Origin of the sequence: Sorangium sp. So ce1335, from assembly GCF_051521615.1 — a bacterium.
In the GTDB taxonomy this organism is placed as follows: domain Bacteria; phylum Myxococcota_A; class Polyangia; order Polyangiales; family Polyangiaceae; genus Sorangium.
In genome coordinates, this window is record NZ_CP150363.1 from 5,900,846 (window position 1) to 5,921,161 (window position 20,316).

13 protein-coding genes are annotated in these 20,316 nt (G+C 73.0%); 12 read left to right on the plus strand and 1 reads right to left on the minus strand.

Annotation, left to right across the window (positions count from 1 at the left end; genetic code table 11):
- The 4 genes from WMF24_RS21795 to WMF24_RS21810 are packed head-to-tail and all read left to right on the plus strand — an operon-like array spanning position 1 to position 3,936.
- On the plus strand, positions 1-1,167 hold the full coding sequence (locus tag WMF24_RS21795) for a glycoside hydrolase family 26 protein (RefSeq protein ID WP_437738355.1): 1,167 nt from the start codon (positions 1-3) through the stop codon (positions 1,165-1,167).
- Complete coding sequence (gene rfbF / locus WMF24_RS21800) at positions 1,164-1,937, plus strand: glucose-1-phosphate cytidylyltransferase (protein WP_437738356.1); 774 nt, start codon at positions 1,164-1,166, stop codon at positions 1,935-1,937. Before WMF24_RS21795 ends, rfbF begins: the two co-directional genes overlap by 4 nt.
- A complete protein-coding gene (gene rfbG / locus WMF24_RS21805) occupies positions 1,934-3,001 on the plus strand; it encodes a CDP-glucose 4,6-dehydratase (protein ID WP_437738357.1) in 1,068 nt (355 codons plus the stop codon). Before rfbF ends, rfbG begins: the two co-directional genes overlap by 4 nt.
- Positions 2,998-3,936 carry an NAD-dependent epimerase/dehydratase family protein gene (locus WMF24_RS21810; protein WP_437738358.1) on the plus strand — a complete coding sequence of 313 codons (939 nt, stop codon included), beginning with the start codon at positions 2,998-3,000 and terminating at the stop codon, positions 3,934-3,936. The genes rfbG and WMF24_RS21810 overlap by 4 nt, the downstream gene beginning before the upstream one ends.
- A gap of 111 nt (positions 3,937-4,047) precedes the next feature.
- Here WMF24_RS21810 and WMF24_RS21815 read toward each other — a convergent pair whose 3' ends face one another.
- Positions 4,048-6,183 carry a carbohydrate binding domain-containing protein gene (locus WMF24_RS21815; RefSeq protein WP_437738359.1) on the minus strand — a complete coding sequence of 712 codons (2,136 nt, stop codon included), beginning with the start codon at positions 6,181-6,183 and terminating at the stop codon, positions 4,048-4,050.
- Positions 6,184-6,523: 340 nt separating this feature from the next.
- Here WMF24_RS21815 and WMF24_RS21820 point away from each other — a divergent pair, with 340 nt between their 5' ends.
- From WMF24_RS21820 to WMF24_RS21855, 8 genes are all read left to right on the plus strand, one after another.
- Positions 6,524-8,128: a serine/threonine-protein kinase gene (locus WMF24_RS21820; protein ID WP_437738360.1), complete on the plus strand. Its 1,605-nt coding sequence runs from the start codon at positions 6,524-6,526 to the stop codon at positions 8,126-8,128.
- A gap of 62 nt (positions 8,129-8,190) precedes the next feature.
- Positions 8,191-9,180 carry a tetratricopeptide repeat protein gene (locus tag WMF24_RS21825; protein WP_437738361.1) on the plus strand — a complete coding sequence of 330 codons (990 nt, stop codon included), beginning with the start codon at positions 8,191-8,193 and terminating at the stop codon, positions 9,178-9,180.
- Positions 9,180-10,007, plus strand: a complete 828-nt coding sequence (locus WMF24_RS21830) for a hypothetical protein (RefSeq protein ID WP_437738362.1) — start codon at positions 9,180-9,182, stop codon at positions 10,005-10,007. Before WMF24_RS21825 ends, WMF24_RS21830 begins: the two co-directional genes overlap by 1 nt.
- A 248-nt stretch (positions 10,008-10,255) precedes the next feature.
- Positions 10,256-11,500, plus strand: coding sequence for an efflux RND transporter periplasmic adaptor subunit (locus WMF24_RS21835; RefSeq protein WP_437738363.1), 1,245 nt, complete (start codon positions 10,256-10,258; stop codon positions 11,498-11,500).
- A 26-nt stretch (positions 11,501-11,526) separates the two neighbouring features.
- On the plus strand, positions 11,527-14,616 hold the full coding sequence (locus WMF24_RS21840) for a multidrug efflux RND transporter permease subunit (protein WP_437738364.1): 3,090 nt from the start codon (positions 11,527-11,529) through the stop codon (positions 14,614-14,616).
- Positions 14,617-14,764: 148 nt separating this feature from the next.
- Positions 14,765-16,552 carry a thiamine pyrophosphate-requiring protein gene (locus WMF24_RS21845; RefSeq protein WP_437738365.1) on the plus strand — a complete coding sequence of 596 codons (1,788 nt, stop codon included), beginning with the start codon at positions 14,765-14,767 and terminating at the stop codon, positions 16,550-16,552.
- Between the two features lie 2 nt (positions 16,553-16,554).
- Positions 16,555-16,749, plus strand: coding sequence for a hypothetical protein (locus WMF24_RS21850; RefSeq protein ID WP_437738366.1), 195 nt, complete (start codon positions 16,555-16,557; stop codon positions 16,747-16,749).
- Between the two features lie 9 nt (positions 16,750-16,758).
- On the plus strand, positions 16,759-20,067 hold the full coding sequence (locus WMF24_RS21855) for an FAD-binding and (Fe-S)-binding domain-containing protein (RefSeq protein WP_437738367.1): 3,309 nt from the start codon (positions 16,759-16,761) through the stop codon (positions 20,065-20,067).
- The last annotated feature ends 249 nt before the right edge of the window (positions 20,068-20,316 follow it).

The window sequence follows — 20,316 nt, forward strand, 5'->3', positions numbered from 1 at the left end:
ATGAAGCGCTCACACCGCGTCGCATTGACGGCTGCCGCCACGACCGGGGCCGCCCTCGGCGTGCTCTTCTCGACGTACGGGCGCGGGCCCGCCGAGTCCTACCTCGCGTCGCTCTTCGGCACGGCGAGCGCGGCCGTGGCCACGGCGGATCTCTCCTGGACCGCCCGCCCGGAGCGCGACGCGCGGCTCGCCCGCCTGTCCACGGAGCTCGCGTCGCGGAAGCTCACCGACCTGCGCGCCCCGACGCGCCTGCTCCACGGCGCGCACGACGGCGGGCTGCCGCGCGACGTCGGCGGGTACCTCGCGCTCGAGGAGGCGGTGGGCCAGACGCTCCTCCTCACGCAGATCTACGCGGCCTGGGGCGACGGCGCGGACCAGCAGTTCCCGAGCCGGGCCGCGCGGGCCATCTGGGCCGTGGGCTCGGTGCCGGTCATCACGTGGGAGCCCTGGCTCAGCGGGTTCCAGCACCTGGGCTCGTCGTTCCGTGCGGCGGCGACGCGGGACCACGGCGGCCTCACCGACATCGCCGACGGCAAGTACGACTTCTACGTCGACGGCTGGGCGAAGGCGGCCGCCGAGTTCGGGCACCCGATCCTCCTCCGCTTCGCGCACGAGATGAACGACGGTTACCGCTACCCCTGGGGGCCGGTGAACAACCCGAGCCCGCAGGAGTTCATCCGCGCGTGGCGGCACGTCGTCGGGCGCTTCCGCGCCGCCGGCGCGACGAACGTCCTCTGGGTCTGGGCGCCGAGCGTCTCGTACGAGAGCTACTGGGAGTACTACCCGGGAAGCGCGTGGGTCGACTGGGTCGGGACGGGCGTCCTCAACTACGGGACCGCCGTCCGCTGGTCCAGGTGGACCTCGTTCCAGGAGCTCTTCGCGCGCCACTACGAGCGCCTCGCGCCGCTCGGCAAGCCGATGATGATCGCCGAGCTCGGCACGCTGGCCGCCGGCGGGGACCGCGCGCGCTGGTACGAGGAGGCCCTGACCGGCCTCGCGGAGCGCCACCCCGCGGTGAAGGCGCTCCTGTTCTTCCACGTCGCGAGCGACGCGACCGTGACCCACGAGCCGCTCTCGTGGGCCTTCGCCGGGGACCCCGCGGTCGCCGGCGCGGTGCGCCGCGCGCTCGCGGCACAGACCCACCACGCACAGGAGGTACAGCGATGAAGACCGTGTTGCTCGCCGGCGGGCTGGGGACCCGCCTCAGTGAAGAGACCGTCGACAGGCCGAAGCCGATGGTCGAGATCGGGGGCCAGCCGATCCTCTGGCACATCATGCAGATGTACGCCGCGCACGGCTTCGACGATTTCGTCGTGGCTTGCGGCTACAAGGGCGACTTCATCAAGGACTGGTTCGCGGGGCTCCGCACGCGCCGCGCGGACTTCACGGTGAACCTCCGGAGCGGCGAGGTCGACGCGCTGGGCGTCCATTGCCCGAGCTGGCGCGTGACGCTCATCGACACGGGGCTCCACACGCAGACGGGCGGGCGCATCCGCCGGCTGAACCGCGTGATCGGGCGGGAGCCGTTCATGGTCACCTATGGCGACGGGGTCGGCGACATCGACATCGCGAAGCTCGTCGCGTTCCACCGCGCCCACGGCAAGCTCGCGACGGTCACCGCCGTCCGCCCGCCGGCCCGCTTCGGCGTCCTCGATCTCCGGGGCAGCGAGGTCGCCGCGTTCGCCGAGAAGCCGCAGGCCGAGGCGGGGTGGATCAACGGGGGGTTCTTCGTCTTCGAGCCCGCCGCCCTCGACTACCTCGACGTCGACGACACAACGCCGCTCGAGCGCGAGCCCCTCGAGCGGCTGGCCGGCGAAAGGCAGCTCATGGCCTACCAGCACGAGGGCTTCTGGCAGCCGATGGACACCCTGCGCGACAAGCGCCTCCTCGAGCGGCTCTGGGACGAGGGGCGCGCGCCCTGGAGGGTCTGGTCGTGAGCGATCACCTCGATTTCTACGCGGGTCGCCGCGTGTTCGTCACCGGGCACACGGGGTTCAAGGGCTCCTGGCTCACCGCCTGGCTGCGCCTCCTCGGCGCGCAGGTCACCGGGTACTCCCTGCCGCCGGAGGGCGCACCGAGCCTCTTCGCCGACGCGCGGATCGACGACGGGGTGACCTCGACGTTCGGCGACATCTGCGACGAGGGGCGCCTCGCGCGCGCGATGACCGAGGCGCGGCCGGAGATCGTGCTGCACCTCGCGGCGCAGGCGCTCGTCCGGAGGTCGTACGCGCGGCCGGTGGAGACCTTCGCGACGAACGTGCTCGGGACGGCGCACGTGCTCGAGGCGGCGCGGCGCCTCCCGTCGGTGCGGGTCGTCCTCGTGGTGACCACGGACAAGTGTTACGAGAACAACGAGTGGGTCTGGGGCTACCGCGAGACCGACGCCCTCGGCGGCCACGACACGTACAGCGCGAGCAAGGCCTGCGCCGAGCTCGTCGCGGCGGCCTACCGGCAATCGTTCTACGGGCGCGAGGTGGCGCTCGCGACCGCGCGCGCCGGGAACGTCATCGGCGGGGGCGACTGGGCGGAGGACCGCATCGTGCCGGACATCGTCCGCAGCGTCGTCGAGGGCAAGGCCGTGCGCATCCGGCACCCGCGCGCCGTGCGCCCCTGGCAACACGTCCTCGATCCGCTCTCGGGGTACCTCCTGCTCGCGCGCCGGCTCTGGGACGATCCGGCGCGGTACAGCGGCGCCTGGAACTTCGGCCCGGACGACGCCGAGCCGCGAACGGTGCACCGCCTCGCGGAGGCCATCGTCCGCGAGCTCGGCCAGGGCTCGCTCGAGCTCGCGGAGCCGCCGGACGGCGAGCAGGTCCACGAGGCGGGCACGCTGCGGCTCGACTGCAGCAAAGCGCGGTCCCGGCTCGGCTGGCGCCCGCTCCTCGACACCGACCGCGCCATCCAGCTCACGAGCGCCTGGTACGCGCGGTACCTCGAGGATCGCGGGCGCGCGCGACCTCTCGTCGAGGAGCAGCTCCGGCTCGCCGCGGGGCTCGCGTGAGGCTCGGCAGGGCGGTCGTCACGGGCGCGACCGGGTTCATCGGCTCGGCGCTCGTCCGGCGGCTCCTCGCCGACGGGTGCGCCGTCGTCGCGACGGCGCCCGCGCGGCCTTCGGGCTGGGCGCGCCTCTCGCGCCTCTCACCGGGCCAGCGCCTCGTGCAGCGCCCGATCGAGCGCCTGACGCGCGACGCGCTCCTCGACGCGGCCGGCGACGAGCCGCCGGACGCGGTCTTCCACCTCGCGTCGGCCGGGGTGAACCCGCGCGAGCGCGCGCCGCGCGCGCTCCTGGAGGGCAACGTCGGCGCCCTCGTCGCGACGCTGGAGGCCGCCGCCGGCTGGGGCGGGGCGCGGGTCGTCTTCACGGGGTCCTGCTCGGAGTACGGCGCCGTCCCCGAGGGGCAGCTCGTCGACGAAGGCGCGCCGCGCGCCCCGTCGGACCTCTACGGCGCCGCCAAGGCCGCTGCCCACGACTACGGGCGCGCCGTGGCGCGCGCGCTGTCGGTGCCGCTCGTGACGCTCCGCCTCTTCGGCGTCTACGGCCCTGGCGAGGCGCCCCACCGCCTCGTCCCGTACCTCGCGGCCCGGCTCCGCGCGCGGGAGCGCGTCGACCTCACCCCCGGCACGCAGCGCCGCGATCTCACCTTCGTGGACGACGTGGTGGAGGCGCTGCTCCTCGGCGCGACGACCGCGGGGCTCGAGCTCGGCGCGGCCTACAACGTCTGCTCGGGGCGTCCCACCAGCGTGCGCGAGGTCTGCCTCGAGGTCGCGCGCCAGCTCGGCGCGCCGGAGTCGCTCCTCGCCTTCGGCGCCCGGCCGCCGCGCCCCGACGAGCCCCCGTGGCTCGTCGGCGATCCCCGCCGCTTTCGCGCCGCCACCCGATGGCACCCCCGCACGCACCTCTCGCTCGGCGTCGCCGCCTCGCTCGCCTCCCCGTGAAGCCCCGCCGCCCCCCGCCCTGCCGCGCGCCCGGTCGCCCAGGTGAGGCGGCGCTGTGGAGCAGGCCGGCGAGCAGCGATGCGCGTCGGAATGGCCCCCGGAGGCAAGCGGTCAATCCGCGCCCGCGGCGCACTGTCCCCAGGCGGCGCAGCGGAGGCCCGCGCCGCACGCGCCGCACGCGCCGCCGCACCCGTCGCCGCCGCACGACGCGCCGGTACAATCGGGCTGGCAGGCGCGGTCCGCCGTGCCGAGGTAGATGTCATCGAGGAGCACCTCGGTGCCGTCATGGGTGGCTGCGCCGTCGTTCCCGAGGTCGATCTCGAGCTTGTAGGTGCCGGCGCTCTCGGGGGTGAAGCGCGGGGGGCTGCAGGTCGACCACGCCGTCCCGACGTCGCAGTCGAACGCAGCGATGGTCGTCCAGGGATCCTGGGCCAGCACGATCTTGATGGGCACGACGCGGGGCGCGCTCGCCTTGAGGTCCACGTGCCACGCGTACTCCGTGCCGGCCTCCAGCGGGAAGCCCTCCTGCCGGACCTGGACGTGCCACGGCTGCGCGCCGCCGTTATCGATGCGCACCCACTGCGCGTACCCGTGGTCGCCGCCCTCGTCGATGATCTCGGTGACTCCGCCGCCGCCCTCGAAGAAGATGTCGCTGCGGTGCGACGTGAAGTCCTCGTTGAACCCGCAGTTCTTGAGGATGTTGTCGGGCGCGCCGTCGCCGTCGCCGTCCTGGCAGGCGGCCGACGGGAGCCTGGGGTACCCCGACGCGCGGTGATACCAGCGGACGTAGTCGACCTCGAGCCTGGCCAGGTCGCCCTGGGTCGCCCAGTCGACGTCGATGCACGACGACGGGGTCTCGTCGCACTTACCATCCACGCACGCGGCGCCGTTCGCGCAGTCCGCGGCGGAGGAGCACGCGCGGTCCTTCCAGCCGAGGCAGCCGAGCTCGCCGCCGACGGCGAGGTTCATGATGAGGTACATGGGCTGGCGGTACTCGGTCGCGCCCTCTCCGATGCTGAACACGCCGACGGGGGTCCCGCCGTCCTGCGGCAGGTCGTCGATGTAGATCGCGAACCCGTCCTCGTCCCAGAGGAAACCCCACGTGTGCCACGCGTGGTAGTCGATCGTCACGCCGTCCCAGGTCGACCGCGCCCCGCCGGCGTCGGCGTCGCACTTCGCGTCGCCGCCGTTGGGCCACGCGCTGCAGGCGTTCGGCTCCCAGCCGCCGGGGTTCGCCGCCAGCTCCCCCGCCTCGGGCCGCTCGCGCCAGAGCGCGTTATAGCCCATCGCCCCGTTGTCGGGGTACAGGGCGGGGTTCTCCTTGATCTGGGTGTACTCCATCACGTCGATCTCGCCGTTCATCGGCCAGCCGACGCTGTCCTCCACGCCGCCTCCCTTGATGGCGGCGTTCGCGCCGAGCAGCCAGATCGCGGGCCACATGCCGCTCGGCGGGGCGTCCCCCGCCGCGAGCTCGGCGAACGGCATGCGCGCCCGGAACTCGAGGTAGCCATACCGGAGCTCGACCTTCTCGTCCGTGCTGAGGCGGCCGGACGTGTACGCCATCCCGTTGGCGGGCGGGTTGGCGATGCCGGTGTGCGGAGCGCACTCGTCGTGGTCCCACACGCCGTTCTGATTCTGGTCGCTCAGGCAATAGCCATCCATGCAGGTCCCGTTCGCGTCGCAGTCAGCGGGGCTCGCGCACGTCTTCCAGACGACGCAGTCGAGGGGCTCTTCCCGCGCGAGGAGGGTGAGCTTGCCGTCTTCAACACAGTAGTTCCAGGTGTCGGGGTGGTCGGTACACTCGCGGTTCGTGTAGGCCTGTTGCTCGAAGTTGACGCCGAGGTTTTCCTTGCTCCAGGAGCCGTCGTCGATCGGCGACCTCGGTTGGCCTGCGCCGAGCTCGCCGCCGAACTCGTCGGCCCAGGTGAGCGTGTGCGCCTCACCGTCGATGACGATGGACGGCGCGGCAGGCTCGCTGCCGCCCGCCCCGCCGCCGCCGCTTCCGCCGCTGCCCACGTCACCGCCGCTGCCCGCATCGCCGCCCCCGGTGCCCGTCGTCGCCTGCGTCGCGCTGCCCGTGCTCGTGGTGGACCCGGTGGGGTCGCCGCTGCCGTCATCACCCCCGCAGCCGAGCAGGACGAGGCCGAGCGCCAGCGAGCCGCGTCCAAGGGCGCCCGGGAGCCAGGGGATGGCGCGTGAGAGCGCGCGTCGTCCGTGAGACTGTTCATCGCGAGTGTCGTTGCGCATGAGGCCACCGTACACAGGAGAAAGACCGAGCTCCACACTCGACACTCGAGTCCACGACACCGGCTGCTGCGCGGGCCGGCGTCGTCCCACGTTGGCCAGCTCCCGGTTCAGCCGATCATCCCCGGCACGGGCTCCACGTCGACTTGGGGCATAATGCTACAGCAATGAGCCGCAAAGCGGCATATTTCCAGTGCGACGGATTATCGCTCTCCTGGCAGGAAGTGTGAACGAAGGAGCACTGGTGTTGACGGAGCTCCGAGACAGCGGTTACCATTGCTCTTGATCGCTGCGTCCTCCTGACGGTGGCGGCGCTGTGCTCATCAGCCTGGGGCGAGACGCCGTGAAGGAGCTCGAAACGCCGGTACATGTCGGAGATGTCCTGCTCGGCAAGTACACGGTGGAGCGCGTGCTCGGCCGCGGCGGGATGGGGATGGTCGTGGCGGCGCGCCACCGTGAGCTCGGTGAGCTCTTCGCCATCAAGCTCCTCTTGCCCCGGGCGCTCGCCGATGCCCAGGCCACGGAGCTGTTCCTGCGCGAGGCGCGCGCCGCGGTACAGCTGAAGGGCGAGCACATCGTCCGCGTCCACGACGTCGGCAGGCTCGAGAGCGGCGCCCCCTACATGGTGATGGAGCACCTCGTCGGGAGCGATCTGCAGCAGATCGTCCTCGACCGCGGGCCGCTGCCCGTCCGCGAGGCGGTGGATTACGTCCTGCAGGTCTGCGACGCGCTGGCCGAGGCGCACGCCCAGGGGCTCGTGCACCGCGATCTCAAGCCCGCCAACCTGTTCCTCACGCGCCGGCCGAACGGGGCGCCCTTCGTCAAGGTGCTCGACTTCGGCATCTCCAAGCGGATCAAGCCCGACGCAACCGATCTGACAAACACCCTCGTCCTGCTCGGCTCCCCTTTTTACATGGCGCCGGAGCAGATGAGGCGCGCCAGGCACGTGGACACGCGGAGCGACGTCTGGTCGATGGGCGTGGTCCTTCACCAGCTGGTGACGGGAATGATGCCCTTCTCCGCAGAGACGCTGACGGAGGTGGTGGCGCTGGTGCTGCAGGAGGAGCCGATCCTGCCGAGCCGGCAGCGACCGGGGCTCCCCGAGGAGCTGGATACGGTGGTCGCGCTGTGCCTGCAGAAGCGGCCGGAGCACCGGTTTCAGGCCGTCGAGGACCTCGCCGCCGCGCTGCGCGTGCTCACGTCGGTCGACGGGCCGGATCGCGCGGCGCCTGCGGCCGTTCGATCGCCCCCGGTCGCGTTGTCGGTGCGGGCGGACGCGCCCGCCGCGCTGGCCCCGCCCCCCGCGCGCCCGTCGCAGCCCACGGCGGTAGCGCCGGCCCCCGGCCTGGGCCACGAGCTGGCGCAGACCCTCTCGTCATCCATCGACCGCACAGCGCCGGCCGCGCGCACGAGCGACTGGGCCTGGAGCAAAGGGCGCAGGTTCCCCCGGAGGGCGTCGCTGGCGGGCGCCGCGCTGGCCGTGCTCGCCATCGGGATCGGCTGGCTGGTCTGGTCGCAGCAGCAGCGGTCCGCTCCGGCAGCATCGGCGATCGCGGCGCAGGCGATCCCCGTTCCGGTCGTGCCGCCGGCCCGGGGAGGCGCGGTTCGTGCCCCGGCCACGCGGGACACCGCGGCGCCCGACGCCGTCGACCACGCCACGGCGCCGGCGCCGCCTCCGAGCGCCTCCGCGCCCTCGACGCCGGCCGAGCCGGCGAGCCCACCGGCCGAGCCGGCGAGCCCGCGGGCCGAGCCGGCGAGCCCGCGGGCCGAGCCGGCGAGCCCGCGGGCCGAGCCGGCGAGCCTGTCCAGCGCGCCGCCGCGGCGGACGGCGCCCGTGCGCCGCCGCCTGCGCTCGGCGCCGGGGCCCACCCCGACGGCGGCGGGCGCGGCCGCCGCCACGACAGCGGCGCCGGCGGTGCCGCCCAGGAAGTACGAGGGAATCTACTGAGCGCGCGACAGCGCGGCAGCCCAGGCCGGACCCACGGGAGGAACGTGAGGAGCAGAGCATCGATGTTCTCGGCGGATCGAAGCGCGCGGGTGCTCGCCCCCATCGCGCTCGCCGCGGCGCTGATCGTGCCCGGCCCGGCGCTGGCCCAGAAGGTCGACAGGCACGCGGCGGTGACCGCCCAGGCGCTCTACGATCAGGCCACCGCGGAGATGGATGCCGGGCGCTTCGCGAGCGCGTGCGGCAAGCTGGAGGAGGTCGCGCGCCTCGTGCCAGAAGGGCTGGGCGCCAAGCTGACGCTGGGCCAGTGCTACGAGGCGTGGGGAAAGCTCGCGAGCGCCTGGGCGCAGTACACGATCGTCGAGGCCCTGGCGGCCAAGGCCGGGCAGGCGGAGCGCTCGGCGCGCGCGGGGGCGTGGGCCGCGGCGCTCAAGCCCAGGCTCGCGACGCTGACGGTCCATGTCCCGGAGGCGGTGCGGGCCTATCCAGGGCTCGCGATCACCCGCGACGGCGTGCCGCTCGGCCGGGCGCAGTGGGACGCGGCGTTGCCGGTGGACACGGGAGAGCACGAGATCGTGGCCAAGGCGAGGAACCGCGCGACCTGGAGGCGGTCCACCGTCGTGACGGCGGACGGCGAGGCGGTGTCCGTGGCGATCCCCGCCCTGGAGCCCGACCGGCGCGACCCGCCTGCGAGCGCATCGAGAACGCCGCGCTCCGCGGCGGGAGGCGCCCAGCGCGCAGCGGGCCTCGTGGTCGGCGGAGCGGGGCTGGTCGGGGCCGGCGTCGGAGTGTTCTTCGGGGTTCGCGCGGCGATCAAGCTGAACGAGAGCAATGCGGGCGGCCATTGCCACGATGGGAACATCTGCGATGAGGTCGGGTATGCGGCGCGCCGGCAGGCCGTCACGGCAGGCGACGTGAGCACGGTGCTGCTCATCGCGGGAGGCGCCGTGCTCGCCGGCGGCGTCGCGCTGTTCCTGACGGCGCCGAGGCCGGAGGGCCCGGGCGCGCACATCGCCCTGGGGCCGCGCGGGATCGCCCTGCGAGGGGGCTTCTGATGCGACGGCGCAGGGCGGGCGGCGGCGCCGTGGCGCGCATGCCTGTCGCGGCGGGCGCCGGCGCGCTCTGCGCAGCCGCGGTGTGGCCCGGATGCAACGCCATCCTCGGGATCGAAGCGCCCGTGCGAGAGAAGGCCACGACGGCGGCGGACGTCGGCAGCGGGGGCGATCGCGGCAGCGGCCATCAGCCCGACTGTACCCTCCTGGAGGTATTGCCCGGGGAGCCGCTGGAGCTGTCGATGATCGACGACCTGGAGGATGGAAACATCGCCATCCTGGAGGGTGACGACGCGAACCCTCGGCAGGGTGCCTGGTTCATGTTCAACGACGAATCCGAGGGCGGAGCGCAAGAGCCCCCCGACAAGGCCGGTCTCGTCGTGGCGACGATGCCTGTGCGCGGCGACAGCCAGAGAGCCGTGCACACGAGCGGCAACGCTCTCTTTGCCGACTGGGGAGCCGTCATCGGCTTCGAGCTCAGCACCGACTACTACGACGCCACCGGGTACCGTGGCGTCACCTTCTGGGCCCGCGCCGAGGACGAGTCGTCCAAGAAGATGGTCGTGGCGTTCGTCGATCAGCAGACGAACAAGGGCGGCGGGATCTGCGGTGACGAGGAGGGGCAGGTGCCCTGTTACGACCATTTCCAGAAGAGCGTCACCCTGACGCCCGACTGGAAGCACTACAAGATTCCTGTCGAGTGTCTCGCCCAGAGCGGATATGGCCTCTTCGAGGCGCTCGCGCAGGACAGGATCAAGATCATCCAGTTCAGCTTCGGTCCGGCCCAGGCGTTCGACTTCTGGATCGACGATGTCGCGTTCTACAGATGACCGCTCCTGTCGCTGTCCGCTGACCCCGCTCGCGCGCGAGGCGCGAGGTGAGCGCGCGCAGGAGACGAGGCGGTCGTCGCGCCCGCGACCGCCGCGGCCGACCCTGCGTGAACGGAACTCCAGGCCTGTCTCGGTGCCCGCTCGGGCGGTCCCGGAGGTTGAAAGCCCCCCTCGATTGCACTACGCCAAGGCGAAACCACGGGGCGACCGCTTCCGTGGACCTCCCTCGAGCCAGGCTGCACGGACGTATGACCGACCCACGTAAGCTCGGCGGGATCCTCCCAGCCGCCCTCCTCGTCGTCGCGTGCCGCGCAGCGCCGGAAGCGCCGCCGCCGCCCCCGCCGGAGGTCAGCGTCATCGAGGTCAAGGTGGAGCCCGTCACGCTCCGCGACGAGCTCCCCGGCCGCGTCGCCCCCCTCCGCCTGGCGGAGGTGCGCGCGCGCGTCGCGGGCGTCGTCCTGAAGCGCAGCTTCACCGAGGGGAGCGAGGTCAAAGAGGGGCAGACGCTCTTCGTGATCGACCCCGCGCCCTTGAAGGCGGCCGTCGACAGCGCGCTCGCCGCCCTCGTCAAGGGGCAGGCCAACCTCGGCCAGGCCGAGGCGCGCGCGAAGCGCGCCACGGCGCTCGTGAAAGAGGGGCTGGTCAGCCGCGAGGCCTACGACGACGCGATGGCGGCGCAGGCCATGGCCCAGGCCGAGATCGCCCAGGCGCGCTCGGCGCTGTCGCTGGCCCGCCTGAACCTCGGCTACGCGACGGTGACGGCCCCGATCAGCGGCAGGATCGGCGGCGCGCTCGTCACCGAGGGCGCGCTCGTCGGCCAGGCCGAGGCGACGCCGCTCGCCGTCATCCAGCAGATCGACGCGGTCTACGTCGACATCAAGCAGCCCGCCTCGCAGCTCACGCGCCTGCGCCGCGCCGCGCTGGAGGGCACGCAGAGGGGCGAGGCGGGCGAGCACGCCGCGCTCCTCGTGCTCGACGACGGGGTCGAGTACCCCGAGAAGGGCGAGCTGCTCTTCTCCGACATCAGCGTCGATCCCGGCACCGGCGAGGTGACGCTGCGCGCGCGCTTCCCGAACCCGAGCCGCCTGCTCTTGCCCGGCATGTTCGTGCGCGTGAAGCTCGCGAGGCGCGTGGACCAGGCGGCCCTCACGGTGCCTCAGCAAGCGGTCGGGCGCGATGGCGGCGGCGGCGCGACGGTCCTCGTCGTCCAGCCCGACGGCAAGGCGGCCGTGCGCCAGATCCAGACGGGCGGCGTCGATCGCGACCGCTACATCGTGACCTCCGGGCTCAGCGCGGGCGACAAGGTCGTCGTCGAGGGCCACCAGAAGGTCGCCCCGGGCGCCGAGGTCCGCGCGGTCCCCTTCACGCCCGTGCCCGCGGCCTCGGCCGCCACGCCCGTGCCCGCGGCCTCGGCCGCCACGCCCGTGCCCGCGAAGCCGGGCGTCGTGCCCGCGTCCTCGGCCGCCGCGCCCGCGTCGTCGGCGGCGCGCTGACAGCCACGGAGCAGATCGAGGCCAGCATGTCGCGCTTCTTCATCGACAGGCCCATCTTCGCGGTGGTCATCGCGATGTTCATCGCGCTCCTCGGGGCGATCGCGCTGCCGCGGCTCCCGGTGACGCAGTACCCGTCGGTCGCGCCGCCGACCGTCACCATCTATGCGAGCTACCCTGGCGCGACCCCGCAGACGCTCGACCAGAGCGTCGTCAGCCTGATCGAGCGCGAGCTGAGCAGCGCCAAGCGCCTCCTCTACTTCCAGTCGTCGAGCGACACCTCCGGGACGGCCCAGATCACCGCGACCTTCCTGCCCGGCACCGACCCCGATCTCGCCCAGATCGACGTCCAGAACCGGCTCAAGGCGGTCGAGCCCCGCCTGCCGGCGGCCGTGCGGCAATACGGCCTCTTCGTCGAGGCCTCGACGTCGAGCTTCCTGATGATCGTCAGCCTGTCGTCGCGCGACGGCAGCCTGAGCCCCACGGCGCTCGGCGACATCCTCGCCCGCTCCATCATCGACGAGATCAAGCGGGTCCCGGGCGTCGGGCGCGTGCAGCTCTGGACCAGCGAGCGCGCGATGCGGATCTGGGTCGATCCGACGAAGCTCGCGGCGCTCTCGCTCTCGCCCGCCGACGTGTCGGCCGCGATCGCCGCGCAGAACGTCCAGTTCGCGTCGGGCCGCATCGGCGACCTCCCGAGCCCGCCGACGCAGCAGATCAGCGCCACGCTCATCGCCGAGGGGCAGCTCACGACGCCGGAGGATTTCGGGGCGATCGTCCTCCGGGCGAGGCCCGACGGGTCGCGCGTGCTCCTCCGCGACGTGGCGACGATCGAGATCGGCGCGCAGAACGTGGCGTCGTCGTCGCGGAGCAACGGCAAGCCCGACGCCGCGATCGGCATCCAGCTCGCGAACGGCGCGAACGCGATGAAGACCTCGGACCTCGTGCGCGCCCGCATGGAGGAGCTCTCGCGGGGCCTGCCGCCCAACGTGACCTACAGCGTGCCCTACGACACGGCGCCCTTCGTCCGGATCTCGGTCCAGAAGGTGATCGAGACCCTGATCGAGGCCATGGTGCTCGTGTTCGTCGTGATGTTCCTGTTCCTGCAGAACATCCGCTACACGCTCATCCCGGCGATCGTCGTGCCGCTCGCGCTGCTCGGCACGTGCGCGGTGATGCTCCTCGCCGGCGCGTCGATCAACATGCTGAGCCTGTTCGGGATGGTGCTCGCGATCGGCATCATCGTCGACGACGCGATCGTCGTCGTCGAGAACGTCGAGCGGCTGATGGCCGAGGAGGGGCTGTCGCCGCGCGACGCGACGCGGAAGGCGATGGAGGAGATCTCGGGCGCCGTCGTCGGCATCACGCTCGTGCTCTCGGCGGTGTTCGTGCCCATGGCGTTCGCGTCGGGCTCGGTGGGCGCGATCTACCGGCAGTTCTCGATGTCGATGGCCGTCTCGATCCTGTTCTCGGCGTTCCTGGCGCTCACGCTGACGCCGGCGCTGTGCGTCGTGTTGCTCAGGCCCGTCCCCGCCGGCCACGCGAGGCGCGGCGGCGCGCTCGGGTGGTTCAACGCCGGCTTCGAGCGGCTCACCTCCGGGTACCGGCGGTGGGTCGCGGGCTCGCTCGACAGGCGCGCGCGGATGCTCCTCGGGTTCGCGATCCTCGTCACGACGCTCGGCCTGCTCTATGTCCGGCTGCCGACCGCCTTCTTGCCGGAGGAGGATCAGGGGCTCGTCATCGTGGACGTGCAGCTCCCGCCCGAGGCGACGCAGCACCGGACGCTGCGGGTCGTCGAGCAGGTGGAGGCGCACTACCTCGGCCGCCCGGCGATCGGCGGCGTGGCGTCCTTCCCGGGCTTCGGCTTCTCGGGGTCGGGGCAGAACGTGGCGATGATCTTCCTGACGATGAAGGACTGGAGCGAGCGCCCGGACGGCGCGACCGCCCAGTCGGAGGCCGCGCTGGCGAACGAGAAGCTCGGCCAGATCCGCGACGGCATCGTGTACAGCCTCGTTCCGCCGCCGATCATGGAGCTCAGCAGCACCTCGGGCTTCAGCCTGAAGCTGCAGGACCGGGGCGGGCGCGGCAACGAGGCGCTCGTGGCGGCGCAGCAGCGGCTGATCGAGCTCGCCGCGGGGAGCCCCGTCCTCGCGCAGGTGCGCGCCGAGGCGCAGCCCGACGCCGCGCAGATCCGGCTGCGGATCGACCGCCAGAAGGCGAGCGCGCTCGGCGTGAGCTTCGAGCGGGCGGCCGCGGTGCTGTCGACGGCGCTGAGCCCGACCTACGTGAACGATTTCCCCAACCAGGGGCGGCTGCAGCAGGTGATCGTGCAGGCGAACGCGGCGAGCCGGATGCAGATCGAGGACGTGCTGCGGCTGTCGGTGCCCAACGACGCCGGTCAGATGGTGCCGCTCTCCGCGTTCGCGACGGCGGCGTGGGAGCGCGGCCCGCTCCAGCTCGCGCGCTTCAACGGGTTCCCGGCCACGGGGATCAGCGGCGCCCCGGCGCCGGGGCGGAGCAGCGGCGAGGCGATGGCCGAGATGGAGCGCCTGGCCGCGCAGCTGCCGCCCGGGTTCGGGGTGGAGTGGATAGGCCAGTCGTTCCAGGAGCGGCTGTCGGGGGCCGAGGCGCCGGCGCTGCTCGCGCTGTCGCTGGTCGTCGTGTTCCTCGTGCTGGCGGCGCTCTACGAGAGCTTCGCCATCCCGCTCTCGGTGATCCTCGTCGTGCCGCTCGGCGTGGTGGGCGCGGTGCTGGCCATGACGGCGCGCGGGCTGCCGAACGACGTGTTCTTCAAGGTCGGGCTGATCACCATCATGGGGCTGTCGGCGAAGAACGCGATCCTGATCATCGAGTTCGCGAAGAGCCTGCACGAGCAGGGCAAGAGCGTGCGGGAGGCGGCGATCGAGGCCGCGCGGCTGCGGTTCCGGCCGATCCTGATGACGTCGCTGGCCTTCATCCTGGGCGTGATGCCCCTCGTGTTCGCGAGGAACGCGGGCTCGGCCACGCAGCACGCCATCGGGACGGGGGTGTTCGGCGGCATGCTCACCGCGACGGTGTTCAGCATCTTCTTCGCGCCGCTGTTCTTCGTGCTGGTCAGCCGCCTTCGGCGCGGGCGCTGAGCCGGGGACCGCGCGGCCTGCGCCCGAGCGCGCAGCGGCCGCTCGCACGTGCAGCCGCGGCACGCAGCGCGCGTCGCGGTGAGGCGGCACGGATGTCGCACGCCGGCGCCGGGGCGGGCTCACGTTCCGAGCTCGCGGGGGGAGGCTCATGGCCCAGACCGTCGGCGAGTTCCTGCTGAGGCGCCTCGTCGCGTGGGGCGTCCGGCGCGTCTACGCCTATCCGGGCGACGGCATCAACGGCATCGTGGGCGCGTTCCACCGCGTCCCGGACCTCCGGTTCATCCAGGTGCGGCACGAGGAGATGGGCGCGTTCATGGCGTGCGCCCACGCGAAGTTCACCGGCGAGATCGGCGTGTGCCTGGCGACCTCGGGGCCCGGCGCGATCCACCTGCTGAACGGGCTGTACGACGCGAAGCTGGACCACCAGCCGGTCGTGGCCATCGTCGGCCAGCAGGACCGCGCCGCGCTCGGCGGGCACTACCAGCAGGAGGTCGATCTCGTATCGCTCTTCAAGGACGTCGCGCACGAGTACGTGCAGATGGCGTCCTCGCCCGCGCAGATCCGGCACCTCATCGACCGCGCCATGCGCATCGCGCGGGCGGAGCGCACGGTCACGTGCGTCATCGTCCCCAAGGACGTCCAGGAGATGGATGCCGTCGAGGAGCCCCCGCACAAGCACGGCACCGTGCACACCGGCCTCGGCTACGCCTCGCCGCGCGTGGTGCCGAAGGAGGAGGACCTGCGGCGCGCGGCCGACGTGCTCAACGCCGGCAAGCGGGTCGCCATGCTCATCGGCCAGGGCGCGCTCGGCGCCGCGCCGGAGGTCGTGCGCGTCGCCGAGCTCCTCGGCTGCGGCGTGGCCAAGGCCCTGCTCGGCAAGGCGGCGCTCCCCGACGATCTGCCCTGGGTCACCGGCGCGATAGGGCTGCTCGGCACCAAGCCGAGCTGGGAGATGATGGCCAACTGCGACACGCTCTTCATGGTCGGCTCGAACTTCCCCTACCCGGAGTTCCTGCCGGAAGAGGGCCAGGCGCGCGGCGTCCAGATCGACATCGACGGCCGGATGCTCGGCCTGCGGTACCCGATGGAGCTGAACCTGATCGGCGACAGCGCCGAGACGCTGCGGGCGCTCATCCCCTACCTCAAGCTCAAGGCCGATCGCTCGTGGCGGCGCCGGATCGAGGAGAGCGTCGCCGACTGGTGGAAGGTCCTCGAGGCGCGGGCGATGAACGACGCCCATCCGCTCAACCCGCAGCGGGTCTACTGGGAGCTGTCGCCGCGGCTGCCCGACCGGTGCATCCTGACCGCCGACTCCGGCTCGTCGGCGAACTGGTACGCGCGCGACATCAAGATCCGCGAGGGCATGATGGCCTCGCTCTCCGGGACGCTGGCGACCATGGGGCCGGCGATGCCGTACGCGGTCGCGGCGAAGTTCGCCTTCCCCGACCGCCCGGTCGTCGCGATGGTCGGCGACGGCGCGATGCAGATGAACGGCATCAACGTGCTCGTCACCGTGGCCAAGTACTGGCGCGAGTGGAAGGACCCGCGCCTCGTCGTGCTGGTGCTCAACAACCGCGACCTCAACCAGGTCACCTGGGAGCTCCGCGCGATGAGCGGCGATCCCAAGCTCGAGGCGTCCCAGACGCTGCCGGACTTCCCGTACGCGGCCTACGCCGAGGCGCTCGGGCTCGCGGGCGTGCGGATCGACCGCCCGGACCAGGTGGCGCGCACCTGGGACGAGGCCTTCCGGGTCGACAGGCCGGTGGTGGTCGAGGCGGTCACCGACCCGGAGGTCCCGCCGCTGCCGCCGCACATCACAATGAAGCAGGCCAGGATGCTCACGTCGGCGCTGCTGCGGGGCGACCCGGGCGCGCGCGGCATCATCCGCCAGGCGTACCGGGACATGATCGAGAGCTGGATCCCGCACCGGGGTTGACGATGGCCGATCCGAGGCAGCGCGCGGCGGCCCCGGTCGAGCGGATCGAGGTCGGCGCGTACGTCATCCCGACCGACCGGCCGGAGTCGGACGGCACGCTCGAGTGGCGCGAGACGACGCTGGTCGCCCCGGACCTCTCGCGCCCGGGGATGGGGATCGAGCTCCGGCGCGCGGCCGCCGAGCGCTTCGCGGTGTGAGGGGGAACCATGCAGCACGTCGACCAGGAGAGGCAGAGAGCGGCGGCGGAGGACAGGCCCTCGGAGCCCGTGCAGCGCGAGCTCGATCGCGGCGTCATCCGCCTGCCCGGCGAGCGGCGCGTCCGGCTCGCGCCCGCGGCCGGCCCCGAGGTGGAGGCGCTCGCCGCCGATCTCTCGCGCGCCATCGAGGGCGAGGTCCGCTTCACCGCGGGCGACCGGGCGCTCTACGCGACCGACGCGTCGAACTACCGGCAGCTCCCCATCGGCGTGGTCGTGCCGCGCCACAAGGACGACGTGATCGCCGCCGTGGCCGCGTGCCGCCGCCACGGCGCGCCCATCCTCGCGCGCGGGGGCGGCACGAGCCTCGCCGGGCAGACGTGCAACGTGGCGGTCGTGCTCGATTTCTCGAAGTACATGCGCGGCGTGCTGGAGCTCGACCGCGCGAGCAAGCGCGCCCGGGTCCTGCCGGGCACGGTGCTCGACACCCTGCGCGGCGCCGCGAACGAGCTCGACCTGACGTTCGCGCCGGACCCGTCGACCCACGAGTACTGCACGCTCGGCGGGATGATCGGCAACAACTCCTGCGGGGTGCACTCGGTGCTCGGCGGGCGCACCGTCGACAACGTGCACGAGCTCGAGGTGCTGACCTACGACGGCCTGCGGCTGCGCGTGGGGCCGACGAGCGAGGAGGAGCTCGACGCCATCGTCCGCGAGGGCGGCCGGCGCGGGCAGATCTACGCCGCGCTGCGCGCCATCCGCGACCGGTACGCGGACCTCATCCGCGCCCGTTACCCGCGCATCCCGCGCCGCGTGTCGGGCTACAACCTCGACGAGCTGCTGCCGGAGAACGGCTTCCACGTGGCGCGGGCCCTCGTCGGCACCGAGGGCACGTGCGTCACCGTGCTCGAGGCCACCCTGCGCCTCGTCGACTGGCCGAGGGCGCGGTCGCTGCTCGTGCTCGGCTACCCGGACGTGTTCTCCGCGGGCGACCACGTGCCGGAGGTGCTGCGCTCCGGGCCGATCGCGCTCGAGGGGATCGACCACCGGCTCATCGAGGACATGCACAAGAAGGGGCTGCACGAGCGGTACCTGCGCTACCTCCCGGAGGGCCGCGGCTTCCTCCTCGTCGAGTTCGGGGGCGACACGCCGGAGGAGTCCGACGCGCGGGCGCGCGCCGCCATGGACGCCCTCGCGCGCGGGCCGAACCCGCCGTCGATGAGGCTGTACGACGACCCCGAGCAGGAGCGCGCGCTCTGGGACGTGCGCAGATCCGGGCTCGGCGCGACCTCGCGCGTCCCTGGCGAGCCCGACACGTGGCCCGGCTGGGAGGACTCGGCCGTACACCCGGAGAACCTGGGCGCCTACCTGCGCGACCTGCGCGCGCTCTTCGACCGCCACGGCTACCAGCCCGCGCTCTACGGCCACTTCGGGCAGGCCTGCGTGCACTGCCGCGTCGACTTCGACGTGGTGACGGCCGAGGGCATCCGCAACTGGAAGCGGTTCCTCGACGAGGCGACGGACCTCGTGGTCCGCCACGGCGGCTCGTTCTCCGGCGAGCACGGCGACGGCCAGGCGCGCGCGCAGTACCTGCCGAAGATGTACGGCGAGGAGCTCATCGAGGCGTTCCGCCGCTTCAAGGCCGCCTGGGACCCGGCGTGGCGGATGAACCCCGGCAAGGTCGTCGACCCGTACCGCGTCGACGAGAACCTCCGCCTCGGCGCCGGCTTCAGCTCCGCCGCCGTGGAGACGCACTTCCGCTTCCCCGAGGACGACGGCGACTTCACGCGCGCGGCGCTGCGCTGCGTGGGCGTGGGCAGGTGCCGGCGCCACGACGGCGGCACGATGTGCCCGAGCTACAGGGTGACGCACGAAGAGGAGCACGCGACGCGCGGCCGCGCGCGCCTGCTCTTCGAGATGCTGAAGGGGAGCGAGCTCCGGGGCTTCCGCGACGACGACGTGCGCGAGTCGCTCGACCTGTGCCTCGCCTGCAAGGGGTGCAAGGGCGAGTGTCCGGTCCAGGTCGACATGGCCACCTACAAGGCGGAGTTCCTGTCGCACCACTACGCGGGGCGGCTCAGGCCGCGCGCCGCGTATTCGATGGGGCTCATCCACTGGTGGGCGCGCCTCGGGCAGCGCGTGCCCGGGCTCGCGAACCTCGTGACGCAGACGCCGGCGCTCGCCGCGATCGCGAAGAAGATCGCCGGCATCGCGCCGGCGCGGAGCATCCCGCCGTTCGCGCGGACGTCGTTCCGGCAGTGGTTCCAGGGCCGGCCGCGGCGCAACGCCGGCGCGCCGCAGGTGCTGCTCTGGCCGGACACGTTCAACGACCACTTCTTCCCGGACACGGCGATCGCCGCGACCGAGGTGCTCGAGTGGGCGGGCTACGAGGTGATCGTCCCGGAGCAGGAGCTGTGCTGCGGGCGGCCGCTCTACGATTTCGGCTTCCTGAAGGAGGCCAGGCGCACGCTGCGCGAGGTGATGAGCGCGCTGCGCGACCCGATCGAGCGCGGCGTGCCGGTGGTCGGCCTGGAGCCGAGCTGCGTCTCGGTCTTCCGCGACGAGCTGCACGGGCTCTTCCCCGACGACCCGGTTGCCTCGAGGCTCCGGGAGCTGACGCACATGTTCGGCGACTTCATGAAGGGGGCGCCGGACGGCGATCCCGGCCGGCCGTTGGTCGGCCCGCGCGGGCGCGATCTGCCGCGGCTCGACCGGCGGGCCGTGGTGCACGGCCACTGCCACCACAAGGCGATCCTGGGGATGGACGGCGAGCGCGACGTGCTCCTCGGCATGGGCCTCGACGCCGAGCTCCTCGACTCGGGCTGCTGCGGCATGGCGGGCGCCTTCGGCTTCGAGGAGGGCGACAAGTACGAGGTCTCGATCCAGTGCGGCGAGCGCGTGCTGCTGCCCGCGGTCCGGTCGGCGCCGAGGGACGCGCTGATCGTGGCCGACGGCTTCAGCTGCCGCGAGCAGATCCAGCAGACGACCGACCGGAGGGCGCTGCACCTCGCGGAGGTCGTGCGCATGGCGACCCTGCACGGCCCCGAGGGGCCAGCGGGCGACTACCCCGAGCGCGCCTACCTGCCCGGGCCCGAGGACGTGTACGTGATGCCGCGGTCGCAGGCGGCGGCGCTCGCCGCGGCGCCGGCCGGCGCGGCGCTCCTCTGGGCGGCGGGCCGGCGGCTCGCGGCCGGGCGGCGGCGCGCGCGGCGCGCCCGGTGGCTCCCGGCGGCGGGCGTGGCCGCGGCGGCGCTCGCGGCGATCGGGCTGCTCCGGGGGGTCGCGCGGGCGCGCGGCGGCGAGCGCCGGCAAGGCGCGTGACGCGTGGCGCGTGGCGGACGGGGCGCGTGGCGCGTGGCGGACGGGGTGCGTGGCGCGTGGCGCGTGGCGCGTAGCGGACGGGGTGCGTCGCCGGTGAGGCATCCCTCGGGATGCGCACAGCGCTCGAAGGTGCGCTGAGAGGTGGCTGCGATCGGAGGCGCAAGCGCGCGCCGGGACGGCCGAGCGAGTGCGCCTGGGGTCACATAGTGTCATTCCGGAGGGGAAACTGTAAACGGCGGGACACACGTA

Coding starts and splice junctions, on each gene's coding strand:
- WMF24_RS21855 (WP_437738367.1), top strand. CDS start 16,759: ATGCAGCACGTCGACCAGGAGAGGCAGAGAGCGGCGGCGGAGGACAGG.
- WMF24_RS21825 (WP_437738361.1), top strand. CDS start 8,191: ATGTTCTCGGCGGATCGAAGCGCGCGGGTGCTCGCCCCCATCGCGCTC.
- WMF24_RS21850 (WP_437738366.1), top strand. CDS start 16,555: ATGGCCGATCCGAGGCAGCGCGCGGCGGCCCCGGTCGAGCGGATCGAG.
- rfbF (WP_437738356.1), top strand. CDS start 1,164: ATGAAGACCGTGTTGCTCGCCGGCGGGCTGGGGACCCGCCTCAGTGAA.
- WMF24_RS21815 (WP_437738359.1), bottom strand. CDS start 6,183: ATGCGCAACGACACTCGCGATGAACAGTCTCACGGACGACGCGCGCTC.
- WMF24_RS21840 (WP_437738364.1), top strand. CDS start 11,527: ATGTCGCGCTTCTTCATCGACAGGCCCATCTTCGCGGTGGTCATCGCG.
- WMF24_RS21830 (WP_437738362.1), top strand. CDS start 9,180: ATGCGACGGCGCAGGGCGGGCGGCGGCGCCGTGGCGCGCATGCCTGTC.
- WMF24_RS21835 (WP_437738363.1), top strand. CDS start 10,256: ATGACCGACCCACGTAAGCTCGGCGGGATCCTCCCAGCCGCCCTCCTC.
- WMF24_RS21845 (WP_437738365.1), top strand. CDS start 14,765: ATGGCCCAGACCGTCGGCGAGTTCCTGCTGAGGCGCCTCGTCGCGTGG.
- WMF24_RS21795 (WP_437738355.1), top strand. CDS start 1: ATGAAGCGCTCACACCGCGTCGCATTGACGGCTGCCGCCACGACCGGG.